16 protein-coding genes, 1 tRNA gene, 1 rRNA gene and 1 pseudogene are annotated in these 16,350 nt (G+C 44.8%); 4 read left to right on the forward strand and 15 right to left on the reverse strand.

The window, feature by feature from the left end:
- Window positions 1-5: 5 nt before the first annotated feature.
- Window positions 6-302, reverse strand: coding sequence for a 4a-hydroxytetrahydrobiopterin dehydratase (locus tag BLS14_RS31850; RefSeq protein WP_063567631.1), 297 nt, complete (start codon window positions 300-302; stop codon window positions 6-8).
- A gap of 253 nt (window positions 303-555) precedes the next feature.
- Window positions 556-849, reverse strand: a complete 294-nt coding sequence (locus BLS14_RS31855; protein ID WP_063567630.1) for a hypothetical protein — start codon at window positions 847-849, stop codon at window positions 556-558.
- Between the two features lie 234 nt (window positions 850-1,083).
- On the opposite strand from BLS14_RS31855, the gene motA reads away from it, so the two are divergent.
- Window positions 1,084-1,884: a flagellar motor stator protein MotA gene (gene motA, locus BLS14_RS31860; RefSeq protein ID WP_024628803.1), complete on the forward strand. Its 801-nt coding sequence runs from the start codon at window positions 1,084-1,086 to the stop codon at window positions 1,882-1,884.
- Entirely contained in the window at window positions 1,871-2,689 is an 819-nt protein-coding gene (gene motB, locus BLS14_RS31865; protein ID WP_063567629.1) for a flagellar motor protein MotB, read from the forward strand. Before motA ends, motB begins: the two co-directional genes overlap by 14 nt.
- A 138-nt stretch (window positions 2,690-2,827) precedes the next feature.
- Here motB and rluF read toward each other — a convergent pair whose 3' ends face one another.
- Together rluF and BLS14_RS31875 are read right to left on the reverse strand one after the other, a co-directional pair.
- On the reverse strand, window positions 2,828-3,529 hold the full coding sequence (gene rluF / locus BLS14_RS31870; RefSeq protein ID WP_063567628.1) for a 23S rRNA pseudouridine(2604) synthase RluF: 702 nt from the start codon (window positions 3,527-3,529) through the stop codon (window positions 2,828-2,830).
- An 18-nt stretch (window positions 3,530-3,547) separates the two neighbouring features.
- Window positions 3,548-5,887 carry a PAS domain S-box protein gene (locus BLS14_RS31875; protein ID WP_072735859.1) on the reverse strand — a complete coding sequence of 780 codons (2,340 nt, stop codon included), beginning with the start codon at window positions 5,885-5,887 and terminating at the stop codon, window positions 3,548-3,550.
- 335 nt (window positions 5,888-6,222) lie between these two features.
- Between BLS14_RS31875 and tadA the strand changes: the two genes are divergently transcribed.
- Complete coding sequence (tadA, locus tag BLS14_RS31880) at window positions 6,223-6,723, forward strand: tRNA adenosine(34) deaminase TadA (RefSeq protein ID WP_064641365.1); 501 nt, start codon at window positions 6,223-6,225, stop codon at window positions 6,721-6,723.
- Between the two features lie 34 nt (window positions 6,724-6,757).
- Complete coding sequence (locus BLS14_RS31885; RefSeq protein ID WP_063567625.1) at window positions 6,758-7,327, forward strand: GNAT family N-acetyltransferase; 570 nt, start codon at window positions 6,758-6,760, stop codon at window positions 7,325-7,327.
- Window positions 7,328-7,410: 83 nt separating this feature from the next.
- Here the strand turns inward: BLS14_RS31885 and BLS14_RS31890 are convergent, their stop codons facing one another.
- The 11 genes and pseudogenes from BLS14_RS31890 to rrf all read right to left on the reverse strand — a co-directional run.
- A complete protein-coding gene (locus tag BLS14_RS31890; RefSeq protein WP_063567624.1) occupies window positions 7,411-8,505 on the reverse strand; it encodes a hypothetical protein in 1,095 nt (364 codons plus the stop codon).
- Between the two features lie 266 nt (window positions 8,506-8,771).
- Window positions 8,772-8,924, reverse strand: a complete 153-nt coding sequence (locus BLS14_RS31895; RefSeq protein ID WP_063567623.1) for a small acid-soluble spore protein P — start codon at window positions 8,922-8,924, stop codon at window positions 8,772-8,774.
- Window positions 8,925-8,947: 23 nt separating this feature from the next.
- Complete coding sequence (locus tag BLS14_RS32905) at window positions 8,948-9,124, reverse strand: hypothetical protein (protein WP_162842467.1); 177 nt, start codon at window positions 9,122-9,124, stop codon at window positions 8,948-8,950.
- A 25-nt stretch (window positions 9,125-9,149) separates the two neighbouring features.
- Complete coding sequence (locus BLS14_RS31900; protein ID WP_063567622.1) at window positions 9,150-9,491, reverse strand: hypothetical protein; 342 nt, start codon at window positions 9,489-9,491, stop codon at window positions 9,150-9,152.
- A gap of 193 nt (window positions 9,492-9,684) precedes the next feature.
- Window positions 9,685-9,773: transfer RNA gene (locus BLS14_RS31905), tRNA-Ser, on the reverse strand.
- Window positions 9,774-10,053: 280 nt separating this feature from the next.
- On the reverse strand, window positions 10,054-11,337 hold the full coding sequence (gene serS, locus BLS14_RS31910; RefSeq protein ID WP_090955833.1) for a serine--tRNA ligase: 1,284 nt from the start codon (window positions 11,335-11,337) through the stop codon (window positions 10,054-10,056).
- A 267-nt stretch (window positions 11,338-11,604) separates the two neighbouring features.
- Entirely contained in the window at window positions 11,605-12,195 is a 591-nt protein-coding gene (gene pdxT / locus BLS14_RS31915; protein ID WP_090812032.1) for a pyridoxal 5'-phosphate synthase glutaminase subunit PdxT, read from the reverse strand.
- A gap of 57 nt (window positions 12,196-12,252) precedes the next feature.
- Window positions 12,253-12,330 (reverse strand): annotated as a pseudogene (locus tag BLS14_RS32400) (hypothetical protein); the annotation flags it as partial.
- A 294-nt stretch (window positions 12,331-12,624) separates the two neighbouring features.
- On the reverse strand, window positions 12,625-13,998 hold the full coding sequence (locus BLS14_RS31925) for a D-alanyl-D-alanine carboxypeptidase family protein (RefSeq protein WP_176854911.1): 1,374 nt from the start codon (window positions 13,996-13,998) through the stop codon (window positions 12,625-12,627).
- Window positions 13,999-14,444: 446 nt separating this feature from the next.
- Complete coding sequence (gene guaB, locus BLS14_RS31930) at window positions 14,445-15,902, reverse strand: IMP dehydrogenase (RefSeq protein ID WP_024628817.1); 1,458 nt, start codon at window positions 15,900-15,902, stop codon at window positions 14,445-14,447.
- 355 nt (window positions 15,903-16,257) lie between these two features.
- Window positions 16,258-16,350: ribosomal RNA gene (gene rrf, locus BLS14_RS31935) — 5S ribosomal RNA — on the reverse strand; the annotation flags it as partial.

Consider the following 16,350-nt stretch of genomic DNA (forward strand, 5'->3'; position numbering starts at 1 on the left):
CCAGGTTATTCCGACCTCATTTTCTCAAAAGCCTCATTATATTGCTCTGCTTCTTTAATATCTACAGATGTGATGCCACCTTCATCCCATGATGTGAGACGCAGTGTGACTGTTGTATAGTCAATCGTAATGAAAGGGTGATGATTGAACGCTTCCGAAATCGCTGCGACCTCGTCCACAAATGCAATCCCTTTCATGTAGTTGGAAAATACGAACTTGCGGACAATCCATCGTCCCTCTTCCAGTTCCCAGCCTTCCAGCCTTCCCAGATGAGCTTCGACTTCCTCTTGCGAAAAAACCATACGTTATCTTCCTCCCCATATGATGGCTTATCACAGACAACTGTCCATGCTGCCACCGAAACCTTTGGTGCTACCCATAGCAACCCAAACGCATAGGTCCACCGCCCTGCGGTTCGCCCGTTTCATGACTATCATCTTACCACGGACAAGCCTCAAATTCCAATAGTACAAATGGCGCTAGATCCACTAACCATAAGGCTTTAGGGAGATTCTCCAACTCGGTTTTCCATGCAAAATATCTTATAGGAGCATACTAAATGAGCGGTACAAAAGTCAGTTCTTCTTCCCCAATTAAGATATGAATTCGGTGCTGATCCTTGTCATGAATGACCACTCCACTTCCTACCGGAATGACCGACTCCTCACCCAGTGCATAGAACAGATCTTCCGCCAATGCCTCATCCACTTCGAGTTGCTCTGTTACACCAAGGCGCGACCATTCTTCCTCATCCATTTCAAAGAAAACATAGCGGTCCGGTATTCGGCCTATAGCCTCTGTCAAATCTGTCAATATTCCTTCATAATCTCGTCCATGCTTTACGCCCATTGGCTTTTCACTCCTATTTAGCCCCTAAGGAGCAGATTTGATCTTATTATACCTGAAAATAACCCTTAAAAAAAAAGGCCATCTGGTCGATAAATACTATACATGACCGTTTTAACTGTTTCTGCAACCCTAAAGGATGCCTAACATTAAACGGATTGCGGTGTAACGTTCGTCCGGAAGCCCGAATAAAGCCGCTTGAAAGGATTCAATTTTATCTCATGGATGAGGTGTATGATGGAAATTTCAACGATTATCGGACTAGTTTTAGGGCTGGTTTCACTTGTAGTGGGTATGTTCCTGAAGGGTGCGCCCCTTATCAACCTGGTTAACAACCCAGCAGCCTACGTTATTATTTTTGTTGGTACGGCAGCAACTATTTTCATGGCATTTCCCATGTCTGAAGTTAAAAAAATCCCCAAGCTATTCGGGGTACTGTTCAAAAAGCAACAACTGATTGACCGTGTTTCTCTAATCGGCACATTTATGGACTGGGCTTCCACCACCCGTCGTGAAGGTTTGCTTGCACTTGAATCGAAAGTCGAAGATATTGATGATCAGTTCCTGCGCGGCGGTATGCGTATGATTATTGACGGCAATGATCAGGAATTTGTAAGTGATGTACTCATGGAAGATATTCATGCTACAGAAGAGCGCCATCGTGGCGGTGCCTTGATCTTCGCGCAAGCGGGGATGTATGCACCAACACTCGGGGTACTCGGGGCCGTTGTAGGCCTCATCGCAGCGCTTGCCGATCTCAGTGATATGGAAAAGCTCTCGCATGCAATTGCAGCGGCGTTTATCGCGACACTTCTCGGTATCTTTAGTGGTTACGTGTTGTGGCATCCGATGTCCAATAAACTGAAGCGGATGTCCAAAAAAGAGATGGAAATCAAGCTGATGATGGTTGAAGGCTTGTTATCCATACAATCTGGTGTATCCACCATTGCCATTAATCAAAAATTATCTGTATTCCTGACACCTTCCGAACGTAGACAGTTGGAAGAGAAGGAGGGCTCATCAGGTGAAAAAGGCTAAAAAACACGAACCGCATGAAGAACATATAGACGAGAGTTGGTTGCTTCCCTACTCCGACTTAATGACGTTGCTGCTCGCTCTGTTTATCACATTATTCTCTATGAGCTCTATAGATGCAACGAAGTTTGAACAGATGGCTTCCGCACTGAGCAGCGCATTGAATGGTGGTTCGGGTGTACTGGATCATACCTCCATGAACCCTACAGAATCTACTACAGATTTGGGCAAGAACAAACAGCAGCCTGAAGAAATCACCAAGAAGACAGCGGCTCAGATTACGGATGCGCAGATGGCTCAGAAAGAACAGGAAGATCTGGAGAAACTCAAGAAACAGCTTGATCAATATATTCAGAAAAATGGGCTTTCCGATCAGCTGAATACCAAGCTGAATCAGTCTGAGCTCAAAATCACGATCAGTGATAACGCCCTGTTCTCCTCAGGCCGGGCTGATGTTAAACCCGAGTCACGCTCGCTGGCCAAAGCCATCTCGAGCATGCTGCAGGAGTTCCCGGAATATGAAGTCGTTGTGTCTGGCCATACTGATAATGTTCCCATTTCGAACAGCCAATATAAGGATAACTGGGATTTGAGTGCCGATCGAGCACTGAATTTCCTCAAAATTCTGTTATTGAATGAGGCGCTGGACCCTTCGAAGTTCACACCTAGCGGTTATGGAGAGTATCACCCAGTCGCTAGCAACCAAACGGATGCTGGACGAGCTCAAAACCGCCGGGTAGAAGTTTCGATTATCCGGAAATATCAGAGTAACAACACGGCCGTGAAAGCAGTCGGACAAGGTAACTAAAGAATCGTTCGTTATAGCAAACTAATGCCTAAGCTTATGTCACTCTCCTTTATACCAGGGGAGTGACTTTTTTCTATCCACTGATATGAAAAAGCGCTGCTTCCCTTGAGGGGAAGCAGCGCCTTGGACAATCATCATTTATTCCATATTATAATCTAGCAAACTGCTTAATTCCGACTTCTCTGCGGGTGTCAGTTCTCTCCAGGTCCCTGTGGCCTGTTCACCGAGATGAATGTTCATAATACGAATCCGCTTCAACTTCCGAACCTCATAGCCAAATGCACTGCACATCCGGCGAATTTGACGGTTTTTTCCCTCTGTCAGAATAATGCGGAACACCCGCTCTGATATACGAGTCACCGTACAAGGCAGCGTCATTTCGCCAAGGATCTTGACTCCTGTGCTCATGCCTCTCAAGAAACTCGGCGTTACCGCACGATCGACGGTGACAATATATTCTTTCTCATGGCGTCCTTCTGCCCTTAGAATTCGATTGACAATATCACCGTCATTGGTCATCAGAATCAAACCTTCCGAATCCTTATCCAGGCGACCAATTGGGAAGATGCGCTCTTTGTGTCCTACAAAATCAACGATATTCCCTTGAATGTGCTGTTCGGTTGTACTCGTTATTCCAATAGGTTTATTAAGCGCAATATATACGTGTTTCCGTTTTTCCTTAATAGGTTGACCATTAATTCTTACATCATCGCCATCTTCTGCTTGACTGCCCAGCTCTGCCGTCACTCCATTAATCGTTACTTTCCCGCTTTCCACCAATCTGTCGGCTTCCCGACGGGAACAAAAACCTGTTTCACTGATAAATTTATTAATACGCAAAAGGTAATCTCACCTCATCTAGTTCTCTTCGTCTGTAGGTTCATTGTCCGTCTTATGCTCTTCCTCTATACTCTCCGTTTGCTGTGGGGAGGCAGGCAGATCGATAATGACGGTCGTTCCCTTGTTCATGACGCTTTTGATATCCATCATGCCCTTATGTGATTGAATAATGCGCTGGCTGACCATCAGGCCAAGCCCTGTTCCCGATTCCTTGCTTGTGAAGAATGGTTCCCCCAGCTTAGGCATCAGTTCTTCTGGAATTCCAGTGCCTTCATCCTTAATTTCAATCCGAACCCGACCATTCTCTTCGTCATGATTGAGTTTAATTCGAATATTACCTCCGTCTGGCATGGCCTCCATGCCGTTCTTCAGCAAGTTAATGAAGACCTGCTTCAACTGGTTCTCTTCACAGTGTACCATAGCTGAATCCGATGAAGCATTCAATACAAATTCCACACCATGCAGATGCGCCTGACTATCCAGCAATGATATAACATCTCCCAGAATGAAGCGAATATCCCGTTCTTGAAAATGAACCGCTTGTGGTTTGGCCAGTATCAGAAACTCACCCACAATGAGATTAATTCGATCCAACTCTGACAGCATCAAATCCAGGTGACGATGATTGAGCTTGTTCGTCTCTTGTTGGAGCTGAAGAAACCCACGCAAGGTCGTAAGCGGATTACGAATCTCATGCGCAACCCCGGCTGCCAGCTGACCAACCGTCGTCAGTTTCTCGGAACGTCTGAGCAGTTCCTCCATACGATTACGGCTGGTAATATCTCTTGATACGCTGATCAGTGCTGTAATCTCTCCTGCTTCATCCCGAACTGGTGCTGTACTCACGCTGACTTCAACACGGCTACCATCCTTCTTCATCCATGTCGTTTCATTAGACGTAATTGACATGCCCTCAATCAACTGGGCATGCTGCTCTTCCATCTCCTCTTCAGTACCAGGAGGGATAATTTTCAATTTGCGTCCTTCAACTTCACGACTGCGCCAGCCATACAACTGCTCAAAGGCACGGTTTACCCGCAGTACATTTCCATCCAGATCCGTAATATGAATCGCATCTGCCGTTTGGTTAATGATCGATTCCAAATGCTCTTTTACCGCACGATTTTCTTCATACATCTGTTTCAGACGATTCGTATAATGGCCCAAATTACGAATCATCGCATTAATGCGATTCGCTAATTGGCCCAGTTCGTCTTTCCTTCTCACTTTTAGACGGAAATCAAAATGGCCATCAGCCACATCATTCACTTTGCCCAGAATAGATTGAATTGGACGCGTAATGTATCCCGCAAGCAAATAGCTACCAAAGATCACAATCTCCAGCAACACAAGCGAAATCGAGGCATGGCTAACCAGTTGTTCCGATACCATGGAGGATATTTGCTTATAGTCCATGACAATACTAATTACATAAGATGATTCATTGGGGGTGAATATCGGAATGAAACTTTTGAGCACCTTCTGTTCATGAGTTTCACTCACAAAAGATACATTCTGCCCAGTACGAATTGCCCGTACAACCGCCTTGTGATCCTCTTCTGCGGCACCATATTGATATGTACCGAAACGAATAGGCCTGTTATTCAACTTGTTGTGGTTCGTATCCCTTCCGTCATTGCTCATGTTCGAGCTACCGAAGGTCAATGGATTGATACCTGTAATCTCCAGAATCGATGAATTCACTTCGCGAATCTTATTCAAAATCTCGTCTGGACCAGAGATCTTCACATAGTCGTCAACAGCGGCATTATTATAGAAGGGATTGATTATGTAATTCCTCTTCCCATCATGATAGTAACCCCAGATATCAACATCTGACGGATTGGATGTAGAATATTCGAATCCATCCGACCAAAAATGGTCTAATTTCTGTCCCTGTGAAATCGTAACCTGATGGTTTTCGAATAGCTGTTTAAATGCCTGATACCAGTACGTCATGGATTTGGTAGACAATCCAATCTCCTTTGGATCGGAAGACCGGGTAACCACAATATCATCAGCCGTTTGCTCCATCAATGAAATGTGGGAGACACCGACTTTCTCGCTCATGCGAACCAGGTCTTCATTTGTGATATTATTAATATTCGGGTCCAGTTCTCCCGCTGCCATTACTGAGGCCAGCCATAGATTGTTCCCAATTTGTCGTTTTACATATTCTGAACTGGACTGACTCTGTTCGACAGCGATTGCAATCTGTTTGGCCGTAAGCACCATCTTGGTTTCGCTGTCCTGCCTTAAATTCTCTTCTGTAGTATAATAACTCAGTGCTATATTTAAAACCAAAATGACGAGCACTGAGCACGACATAATCATGGATAATTTCGTTTTAATAGACAACTTTTTCGTTCACCTCTCGGCTTGTACCCTCTGGCGATATATGGCAAAACCTATCTCCATCATAACTGTTGTATGTCTATTTGAAAAGGATAATTGACCCTTGTCCAAAAGTTACCGCTTGGCTGAAAAACGCGAAATCAATTGTAATTTGTCTTTTCCATGCCTACAATGGGAATAACCACTAAAACTTATACACAAATCCACAGGCATGTGGATAGTATGTTCATAACTATGTGAGCAACTCGTCTGTTATCCACAGACTTATACACAACATGTTAACAAACGAATGTTTGTTCGCCGCACAAAATGCTCTTTGGAAGGAGTTTTACATTTTAATGAAGGATGACGTTCTCCAACCTGATCTTACGCATCTCTCCGAGGAGGCTCAGCACGAGCACTGGATGCGTGAAGCCATTGCTGAAGCGTACAAAGCAGAAGCACTCGGGGAAGTGCCGATCGGGGCTGTAATTGTTCAACATAACCGTATTATTGGTCGTGGATATAACCTGCGTGAGACGACACTTGATTCCACAGCACATGCGGAGATGGTAGCCATCCGGCAGGCCAGTGAAGCCATCGGTGCATGGCGACTGCTGGATTGCAGTCTGTACGTCACACTGGAACCATGCCCCATGTGTGCAGGTGCCATTGTGCAATCCAGAGTGCCTCGAGTCATATATGGTACCGCAGACCCCAAGGCCGGATGCGCAGGAACGCTGATGAATCTGCTGCAGGAACCTCGTTTTAATCATCGAACCGAAGTGGTTGCTGACATTCTGCAACCAGAGTGCTCCACCATGCTGACTCAATTTTTCCGGCGTTTACGCAAAAAATAGAATCTTACACCCATCTGGAAAGGAAGTGCATTCCATGCCGCTTACACTATACGACACACCAAAAGGAATAAGTCTCCGTTTACTTACTCCACAAGATACAGAGGCGTATCTTGCTCTTATTCAAATTACACGTCATCCCTACCAAGCTGTAGAGCCTATCCGGGATGATGAATTCTATACGCTGCAGGCGCAAACCAGACGCATTCAGGATAGAATACAGGCGGCCGAAGAAGGAACAGGTTATCAATTCGGAATTTTTACAATCGACGATGGTATTCTGATCGGTCAGGTTAGCTTGAACAATGTCGTTCAGGGCGTTGCCAATTATGCAGACATGGGATACTTCATCCATCCAGATTACCAAGGCGGCGGACGAATGACCGCAGCCGTGAAACTAGCTGTATCCTACGCCTTCCGTGCCCTGAAGTTAAATCGTGTTCAGGCAGCCATTCTGTTGTCCAATACAGGTTCCAAACGTGTTCTCGAGAAGAACGGCTTTCAGGCTGAGGGCATTGCTCGTAAATATCTCAAGATTAACGGAGAGTATCAGGATCATCAGATCTACGCTGTGCTGGCCGAGGACTTGGGTGAATCTTTACAGTAATTGAATATACCATGTAACAAAATACAAAGAGCCGCTCAACCCTAAGGTCGAGCGGCTCTTTGCTTTAACATGAAACTGAGAACTTAGTATCCGTAAGATGCGTTCATTAGTTCTTCAAACTGATCCATTGTAATCACGTCTTCGCCAGTTGGAATATTGATTTTGAATGCTGGCTTCTCGTTAATTTTGGTGTAAGTGTTCGAACCAGTGAAAGCAAGTTTAACTTCATCCTTGGTATCAGGTTGTTTAATCAACAGATCAGCAACCAACTTTTGATATACCGGGAAATCTTTTTTGTCCAAAGCAAAATCAATGTGGAACTGGTTAATGGTCAGTGTATCTTTCAACTGGTCCAGATCTTTAGCCATTTCAGCTTGATCTGCTTCAGTAATTTTCAGATCCTCTTTAGCTTTGTCGATATCTTCCTGACTCATTTGCAACATGTCACGATACTCTTCTTTAGAAATGATATCCAGTACTTTTGGCAATGCTTTGGTTACCAGGACAGTAACAGCTTCTTTCACATTGTCATTGTTGACCGAAAATTGAACAACTTGCTTGGCATCCAAACCTTCAGGAAGCTGCGCATCCTTCACGTCCAGGTTTTTAAAGAATTTATCCTGATCGTACTCGCTCAGGACCGCATCCATAACTTCATTGCTCAGCTTTTGTGTTTTCGCTGCATCCATAGCATCCGGATTCCATTCCGTTCCTTCTTGCTCAGCCAGTTCTTTCAAATCCAGCTCCAGGAATTTACCAACAACCGTTTCCGGAATCGGGAAGAACGGAATACTTGGTACCTTAACATATAACTTCTCAGCGGTCATAACCATCGGAATGGTAAATGTCATACCCATATCGCCTTTAAGCTCAATACCTACCGTCATTTCGGTCTGCATTGGCTCGCTTTGGTATACGCCAGTTACATTCAACTGAGCATCCTTCAGCATGCTCATAAACTGAGACATCGTTGGATCCTGTTGTGACTCGTCTGCAGCTTTATAGCTCAATTCATTAATAGTGAAGTTAGAACTCATCTCATACGAAGTCAGTTTGGAAGCATTGGCTGCCGCCGTCTTCAATGCCTCTTTTGGTTCTTGCTTGCTGCTACATGCTGTCAGTGCCATGGATACGGTTAACAGCAACGTAAGAAGAAGCGCCCCCATACGTTTAGTCATTTGTTTCTCTCCTCTCGTGATAACCCCAAAAAAAATAATTCAATATCAATGATATACCATTTATTCTGAAACGGAAACACGATTTGGGAAATTTGTGAGCTTTACTCTCTAAATTGGCTACAAAGACCTATGTAAGCTTTAGATATCAATGGTGTGCTCCTCTAAATCATGTATGAACACGCAAAAACCCCGGTTTGTTAACCGGAGTTATAGGTTATAGTTATGCATTCATATGTGCTAAAGAAAGGAATGAATCTTCCTTTAACTTAGCCTTGAGGATTGTGATGATCTACATGATTCTGGTTTTTCACTTTTTTGGAGCCGGACAACGGTTCCTGCATGGAAGAATGCTTTTCAGGTTTTCGGTGCTGCACATTAGCCTGAGCTTCAGGCACAGGTGTTGTTTTGGGTTTACTCATGTTGTTCCCCCCTCTTCATTGGATTAGGAATGGGATGGGTCCATATCTTCCGTTTTATCATGATTTATGGAATCCTGATGCCGACGGTCATTCGAGTCCTGTTGAATTTGCTGGGCATGGTGACTATTTACAGGTGTCTGATCCAGATCTGCGACTACATTTTGCAGGTTTTTATCTGTTCCAGCTTTGGCTTTGCTCACGTATTACCACTCCTTTGACGTCTACCTAATGTCTGGTTTTGGTTTGCAACGACTGGGCACATTCATGAATATGACGCGTGTAATCCTGAGCCAATTCCTGAATAGGCTCTGTACGCTCATCCGTCGTACTTCCATCGCGCTCCACATCAATTAGTTGTACACTGACTTCACGAGAATCCACATAGGCACACTTGAAATCAAAAGAGTACATCTGGTGTCCCGCTGTTGCGATGTGAATTCGAATAGCCTGTTGATCAGCCTCGTCAGCCATAACTTGAGCCCGATCTCCGACATTTAGGACCTCAGGCAATCTTTCCTGCCAAGCACCTACGAGCTCCGTCTGATCTATGTTTAATTCGCGGTTCATCTTACCACCTCCACTCTTATATAAAGTGCGGCGATTTGAATGTTTTTATGCATCACACAGATATTGAAACAAACTGATTTCTTGTCGTAAAAATGCTCTGTAAATACAGCGGGTATGCGGCTGTGCTAAATGTACAAATAAATGCAAAAAAGGACTCGAGCTTATCGCTCGAACCCTTATCATAATTGTAGTATGGCGGAGAGGGTGGGATTCGAACCCACGTGGAGTTGCCCCCTAACGGTTTTCAAGACCGCCCCGTTATGACCGCTTCGGTACCTCTCCAGAACATTAACTTTTATAAACTTGCCACGAAATAGATCATACCATAATTGTATGACAGAAAGCAACCTTTTTATAAGATTTATTGTTCGATACATCAAAAAGGGAAATTCCACCTACTAACTACCGGTAAACATTCCTACCTGATGATTGATATGGTTGTTCAGAATCTGTTCAGCCCTGCTCTGTATACTAAAAAAACCGTCTCCCTGTGTAAATGGAACGTTGTAAACTTCCATTTGTCAGGAGACGGTTTTTTATTTCATTCATTTAGTTGAACATCTTAGGAACGACGGGCAATCACGCTGACTCCGCCCATGTAAGGACGCAGTGCTTCAGGAATAACCACTGTTCCATCTTCTTGTTGGTAGTTCTCCAGAATAGCAGCTACTGTACGCCCCACTGCCAGTCCTGAACCATTTAACGTATGAACAAATTCCGGTTTCGCTTTTGGCTCTCTACGGAAACGGATATTAGCTCGACGTGCTTGGAAGTCTTCACAGTTGGAGCAAGACGAGATTTCACGATACGTATTGCTTTCCGGCAACCAGACCTCAATGTCATATGTTTTGGCAGACGTGAAGCCCATATCTGCTGTACACAACGTCAGAACACGGTAAGGCAGCCCCAATAATTGAAGCACACGTTCCGCATTTTGAGTCATTTTCTCCAATTCCTCATAGGAGGTCTCAGGAGAAGACAGTTTCAACAACTCAACTTTATTGAACTGATGCTGACGAATCAAGCCACGTGTATCCCGTCCAGCAGAACCTGCTTCGGATCGGAAACACGAGCTGTATGCTACAAAGTGTTTAGGCAACTGGTCAGCATTCAAAATCTCTTCACGATGATAGTTCGTTACCGGAACTTCAGCGGTAGGGATCAAATAATACTCGGTATCTTTCAGCTTAAACAGGTCTTCCTCGAATTTCGGCAGTTGGCCAGTTCCAAACAAGCTATCGCGGTTAACGATGTATGGAGGTAGAATCTCTTCATAGCCATGCTGATCGCTGTGCAGATCCATCATAAAGTTGATCAAAGCACGTTCCAGACGTGCACCCAGCCCTTTATAAAAGGTAAAACGGGAGCCTGTTACTTTGGCAGCCGCTTCAAAATCAAGGATGTCAAGGTCCTGTGCGATTTCCCAGTGTGCTTTTGGTGTAAATGAAAATGACTTCGGCTCTTCCCAACGACGAATCTCCACATTATCATCTTCGGACGCACCAACAGGCACACTCTCGTTAGGGATGTTCGGAATCGCCATAGTGAGATCGTTGATCTTCACTTCCAACTCACGCACTTCTTCATCCATTGCTTTGATTCGATCGGAGACTTCGCGCATTTCAAGGATCAACTCGTCCGCATTTTCGCCACTCTTTTTAAGCTTGGCGACTTCTCCGGATACCGTATTCCGGCGACTTTTCAGGTTTTCACTCTCTTGCAGCAACTCGCGACGCTTGGCATCCATGTCCGTGAACCCAGCGATTAGATCCAGCGATTTGCCACGTTTCGTCAACGCTTCTTCAACACGTGCATACTCATTCCGCAATATTTTCACATCAAGCACTAAATACCCCTCCTAAATAACACCACAAAGTAGAAACCTTCCTTATTAACTCCTGTCAAAACTTTGTAGCCTTATAACTTCATCATTCCTCAATGGTAAAAAAACAACCTATGACATCCGGCGCTACCCTACGCTGCGATTCCCGCTTTGGAAGCAGATACGGGCAACATCAGGTATCTGACCAGACAGCTCCTTGCCAGCAAGCCGTGTAAAGCCTCTGAAGGACTGATCCGGTTCACCAGCAGATCATAGGTTGTATATCAACCACTATTGGTTCTGTACAGGCTGTTTATACGACCTAGCCATGTCCACAAAGTAAGCATGCATTCGATAATCATCTGTCAACTCAGGGTGATAGGAGCAAGCCAGCAGATGCCCCTGGCGAGCAGTGACAATCTCATCCTTGTAAGTGGAAAGAACCTCTACCTCTTCTCCTACACTCTCAATCAGGGGTGCCCGTATAAACACTGCCCTTACCGTCTCCTCAATGCCTTTTACCGAAAGATCCGTTTCGAAGCTTTCCCTCTGCCGTCCAAATGCATTTCTGGAGACGGTCATATCCATTAGCTCCAGATGAGCTTCCTCTTGTCCTTCAATATGTTTGGCCATAACAATCAAACCAGCACAGGTGCCGAATACCGGTTTACCCTCAGCAGCGAATGCCCGAATGGCCTCCATGAAACCATATTTGCGCATCAGTTTGCCAATCGTGGTACTCTCACCGCCAGGAAGAATCAACCCATCCAGCTCATCAAGTTGTTGAACCTGTTTGATAGCCAATCCTTCTGCTCCGGCCCGTTCAATACTACGAATGTGCTCGGTGACTGCCCCTTGAAGTGCTAAAACGCCGATCTTCATTTAAAATCCACCTTTCTCTTACCAGCCGCGATCCTGCATGGGCTCGGAAGGTGCAAGTTTGGAATTGGTACCGATCATGGAAGCACCTTCGCCAATCCGGCGCAACGCTTCACCCAAGTCCTTGGCGCTACATAATGTCCGATCCGCGCTTTCGCACCTCTTTTTACGCGTGCTATTCCCGTTTCCATACCCCAATCTACCGTAATGGATGTGTCGTTCTTGTCCATAAACAGGATGTGAAATATGCATTGTCAGTTAGAAGAACAATAGACTTTTAAACTGATTTATACGTAGAATTCTAACTTGATATTTTACCGGAAAAATTGTAAATATACAATCCATCCGGTCGGAATTACTTGTATTTTGTCAATGGTCTAACGACACTATATTGAAAATGTCATATTATCCCGTCTTCTTTCACCTTATCTATTAGAACAGGTTTTTGATGCCATCAAACAGATCAACGAAGAAATCTTTCACTGCACGGAAGAAGAGACGGAACCAACCGCCTTTTTCGGCTTCTTCTGCGGTGATGAGGTTCACTGTCTTCTCTTGTGGCTCAATTCCTTCAGCTTTGTACGTATAAGTAACCGTCCCAACCTTGGTTCCGGCCTTAATTGGAGCAACCAGCTTATCAGCTTCAGTTACATTCGCTTTAAATGTCACGTCCAGGTTTTGAGTACCTTTAGGTACAACGAAACTTACTGCATTATCCGTCACAACAGGTACTGTTGTTTCCTTCCCTTTTTTCAAAGGTACAGCTTCCCAGCCTGTGACTTTAGTTTTGGCAGCAACCGCCTGTTTCACTTCAAAATTGTTGAATCCGAAGTCCAATACTTTCTTTGTTTCTCTGAAACGCGCTGGCTCCGAATCGGTACCCATAACCACACTGATCAGACGCATGCCATTACGCTCAGCCGTACCCGTAAAGTTATTCCCAGCGTTTGTGGTATGGCCCGTTTTCATCCCGTCCAGACCCTCATAGGCATAGCTTTTGAAGTTGGTTATATTTTTATTCGCTTCCAGCATCCAGTTATAGTTAACAATTGGATCTTTGTCATTAGGACGGAATTTATAAGATTGAATGGTTGTAAAATCTTTGTAGTCCGGGTGATCCATGATGATGTATCTGCACAAAATGGCCGCATCCCGTGCCGACATGACGATTTCTTTATCCTCAGTTGGGCGGAAGTCCGCAGGCATATCTGCACGATCCAGTCCTGTGGAGTTGATGAAGTAGCTATCTTTCATTCCCATACGCTTCGCTTCATCATTCATCATTTTCACAAAAGCTTGCTCGGAGCCAGCGATGTGTTCAGCCAAAGCCACTGTAGCATCATTGGCAGAACCAACAGCCATAGCAATGTACAGCTCCTTGACTGTATGTTGGTCACCTTCTGCGAGGAAAATCCGTGATCCAGTACTTTCCGCTGCGTTCTTTTTAACTGTAACGACATCATCCCAGTTTAATTTCCCCTGTTTGACCTGTTCAGCCACAATGTACTCGGTCATCATTTTGGTCATGCTTGCTGGCGGCATAGCTTTATCCGCATTCACATTGAGCAGAATCTGGCCCGTTGAAGCCTCCATCAGTATGGCTGATTTAACATCGAGTCCCAGTGAGTCTGCCGAAGGAATGTCCACGGCTTTTTCTGTCTTCGTTGTTGTCGCTGCTGCGGTCAATACCTGCCCTGAATCGTTTGCAGCAGCCATAACAGGCATTACCGCAGACATGCAGAGCATATTAATCAGCATAACCGAGGCTACGCTTTTTTTGAGCATTTGACGTTTTTTCTTATTCATTTGTTTGGTTTTCAATGATGAATACTCCCTTCGGTCCGAAGCTTTCTATTGTGTGCTTCAGTACAGCTTGAGCTGCAATATTTTCTTAGTCCCTAACAAGTGGAGATGATGTGTGAGGTGTGTCGTATATGCGCTGTATCGAAAGAGCAATGTCATTGCTCCTAAAGTTCGAATCGATTGTCACTTAGTTAGCATTAAATGAAATGCTTATGTAAAAGGACGTCCGCGCTTCTTTTTTCGCTGGGCTACCTTCAACCTTTTTCAATCACTCAAAATTCATTGTCAGAAGCAGTTTCATAGACTCACGTCAAAAAACCGCCGCAATGCCCTAATCCATTAAAGGATCATTACCGCTTGTTCTATTCTATCACAGGGGTATCCGCAAAAAAAGACAGGCCCGGCGAAAATCGCCAAGCCTGTCCTGGAAATGATTAACACAATTCAGATTACAACGAGTAGTTAGGAGCTTCTTTCGTAATCTGTACATCATGCGGATGGCTTTCACGAAGCCCCGCACCTGTAATACGAATAAACTGAGTGTTGTTACGAAGCTGTTCCAAACTGCTTGTACCACAGTATCCCATACCTGAGCGTAGACCACCAATCAACTGATGAATCGTATCAGACAATGGACCTTTGTAAGCAACACGTCCCTCAATTCCTTCCGGAACCAGTTTCTTGTCATCATCCTGGAAGTAACGATCTTTACTTCCTTGTTTCATTGCAGCCATTGAACCCATGCCGCGGTAAACTTTGTAGCTACGTCCTTGGAAGATTTCCGTTTCTCCCGGGCTTTCTGCCGTACCTGCAAACAAGCTTCCCAGCATAACTGCATGAGCACCTGCAGCAAGAGCCTTAGTAATCTCACCGGAGTACTTGATACCACCGTCAGCAATGATTGGTACGCCATATTCACGTGCTACATTTGCACAATCGTATACTGCTGTAACTTGAGGAACACCAATACCAGCAATTACACGAGTTGTACAGATGGAACCTGGACCAATTCCCACTTTGACAACCGATGCCCCAGCTTCAATCAATTCACGGGTTGCATCGCCTGTAGCAACGTTACCTGCAACAATGGTCAGGTTCGGGAAACGTTCGCGCAGCTGACGAACCGCATCAATGATGTTTATGTGATGTCCATGTGCCGAGTCTACCGTAATCAGGTCCACACCGGCTTGAACCAATGCATCAGCACGTTCAAAGGTGTCTTTGGAAATCCCGATCGCTGCTCCAACCAGCAAACGTCCTTGTGCATCTTTAGCTGCGTTAGGGAATTGAATTGCTTTTTCGATATCTTTAATAGTAATGAGACCTTTCAGTGTGTTGGACTCATCTACTAATGGAAGTTTCTCGATTTTATGCTTCTGGAGAATGCCTTCTGCTTCTTGCAGTGTAGTACCTACAGGCGCAGTAACCAAATTCTCACGAGTCATGACTTCGCTGATTTTAATGGAGAAGTCGTGGATGAAACGCAAGTCACGGTTTGTCAGGATACCAACAAGCTTTTGATCTCCTTCAACAATCGGTACACCGGAAATGCGATATTTTGCCATAACCGATTCTGCATCAGAAACCAGATGTTCCGCTGTCAATGAAAACGGGTTGGTAATAACACCACTCTCCGAGCGCTTAACCCGATCCACTTCCTCCGCTTGCTGCTCAACAGACATATTTTTATGGATGATACCAATACCGCCTTCACGGGCAATGGCAATAGCCAATGTCGCTTCCGTAACAGTATCCATACCAGCACTAATCAAAGGAATATTCAGTTTAACGCTGTCACTCAAACGAACAGATACGTCCACTTCTTTAGGCAGTGTCTCGGATTTCCGGGGCACCAGCAGTACATCGTCGAAGGTGAAACCTTCCTTACCAAATTTATCTTCCCACACGCGGGCGTTCCTCCTTATGTTTGCTCAGCTTTACGGTCCAAAACCCGAAGATCTCAGGCTGTATTTTATGCCGAAAATACGTTTTCTGAAAAATTTATTATTGCCATCTTAGCAAAGCGTTATTTAGACTGTCAAGGGAAACTCCCTGGTTATATTAGGTGTATTGCCTGATGCATACAACTGTATTTGTCATACGGACAGGTTCATTTTTATATATATGAAACGCCACTCATAACGAGTGGCGCTTATGTATGTAGAGTCATTTAGTGCACTATCTTTAAACTAATAGTTAATGCTAATTTTTGCTTATAAACAAATAAAAACCACCACCGAATAACATCGGCAGTGGTTCTTTGCTTGGCGGCGTCCTACTCTCCCAGGACCCTGCGGTCCAAGTACCATCGGCGCTAGAGGGCTTAACGGTCGTGTTCGGGATGGGTACGTGTGG

Origin of the sequence: Paenibacillus sp. OK060, assembly GCF_900101205.1 — a bacterium.
Taxonomy (GTDB): domain Bacteria; phylum Bacillota; class Bacilli; order Paenibacillales; family Paenibacillaceae; genus Paenibacillus; species Paenibacillus marchantiae.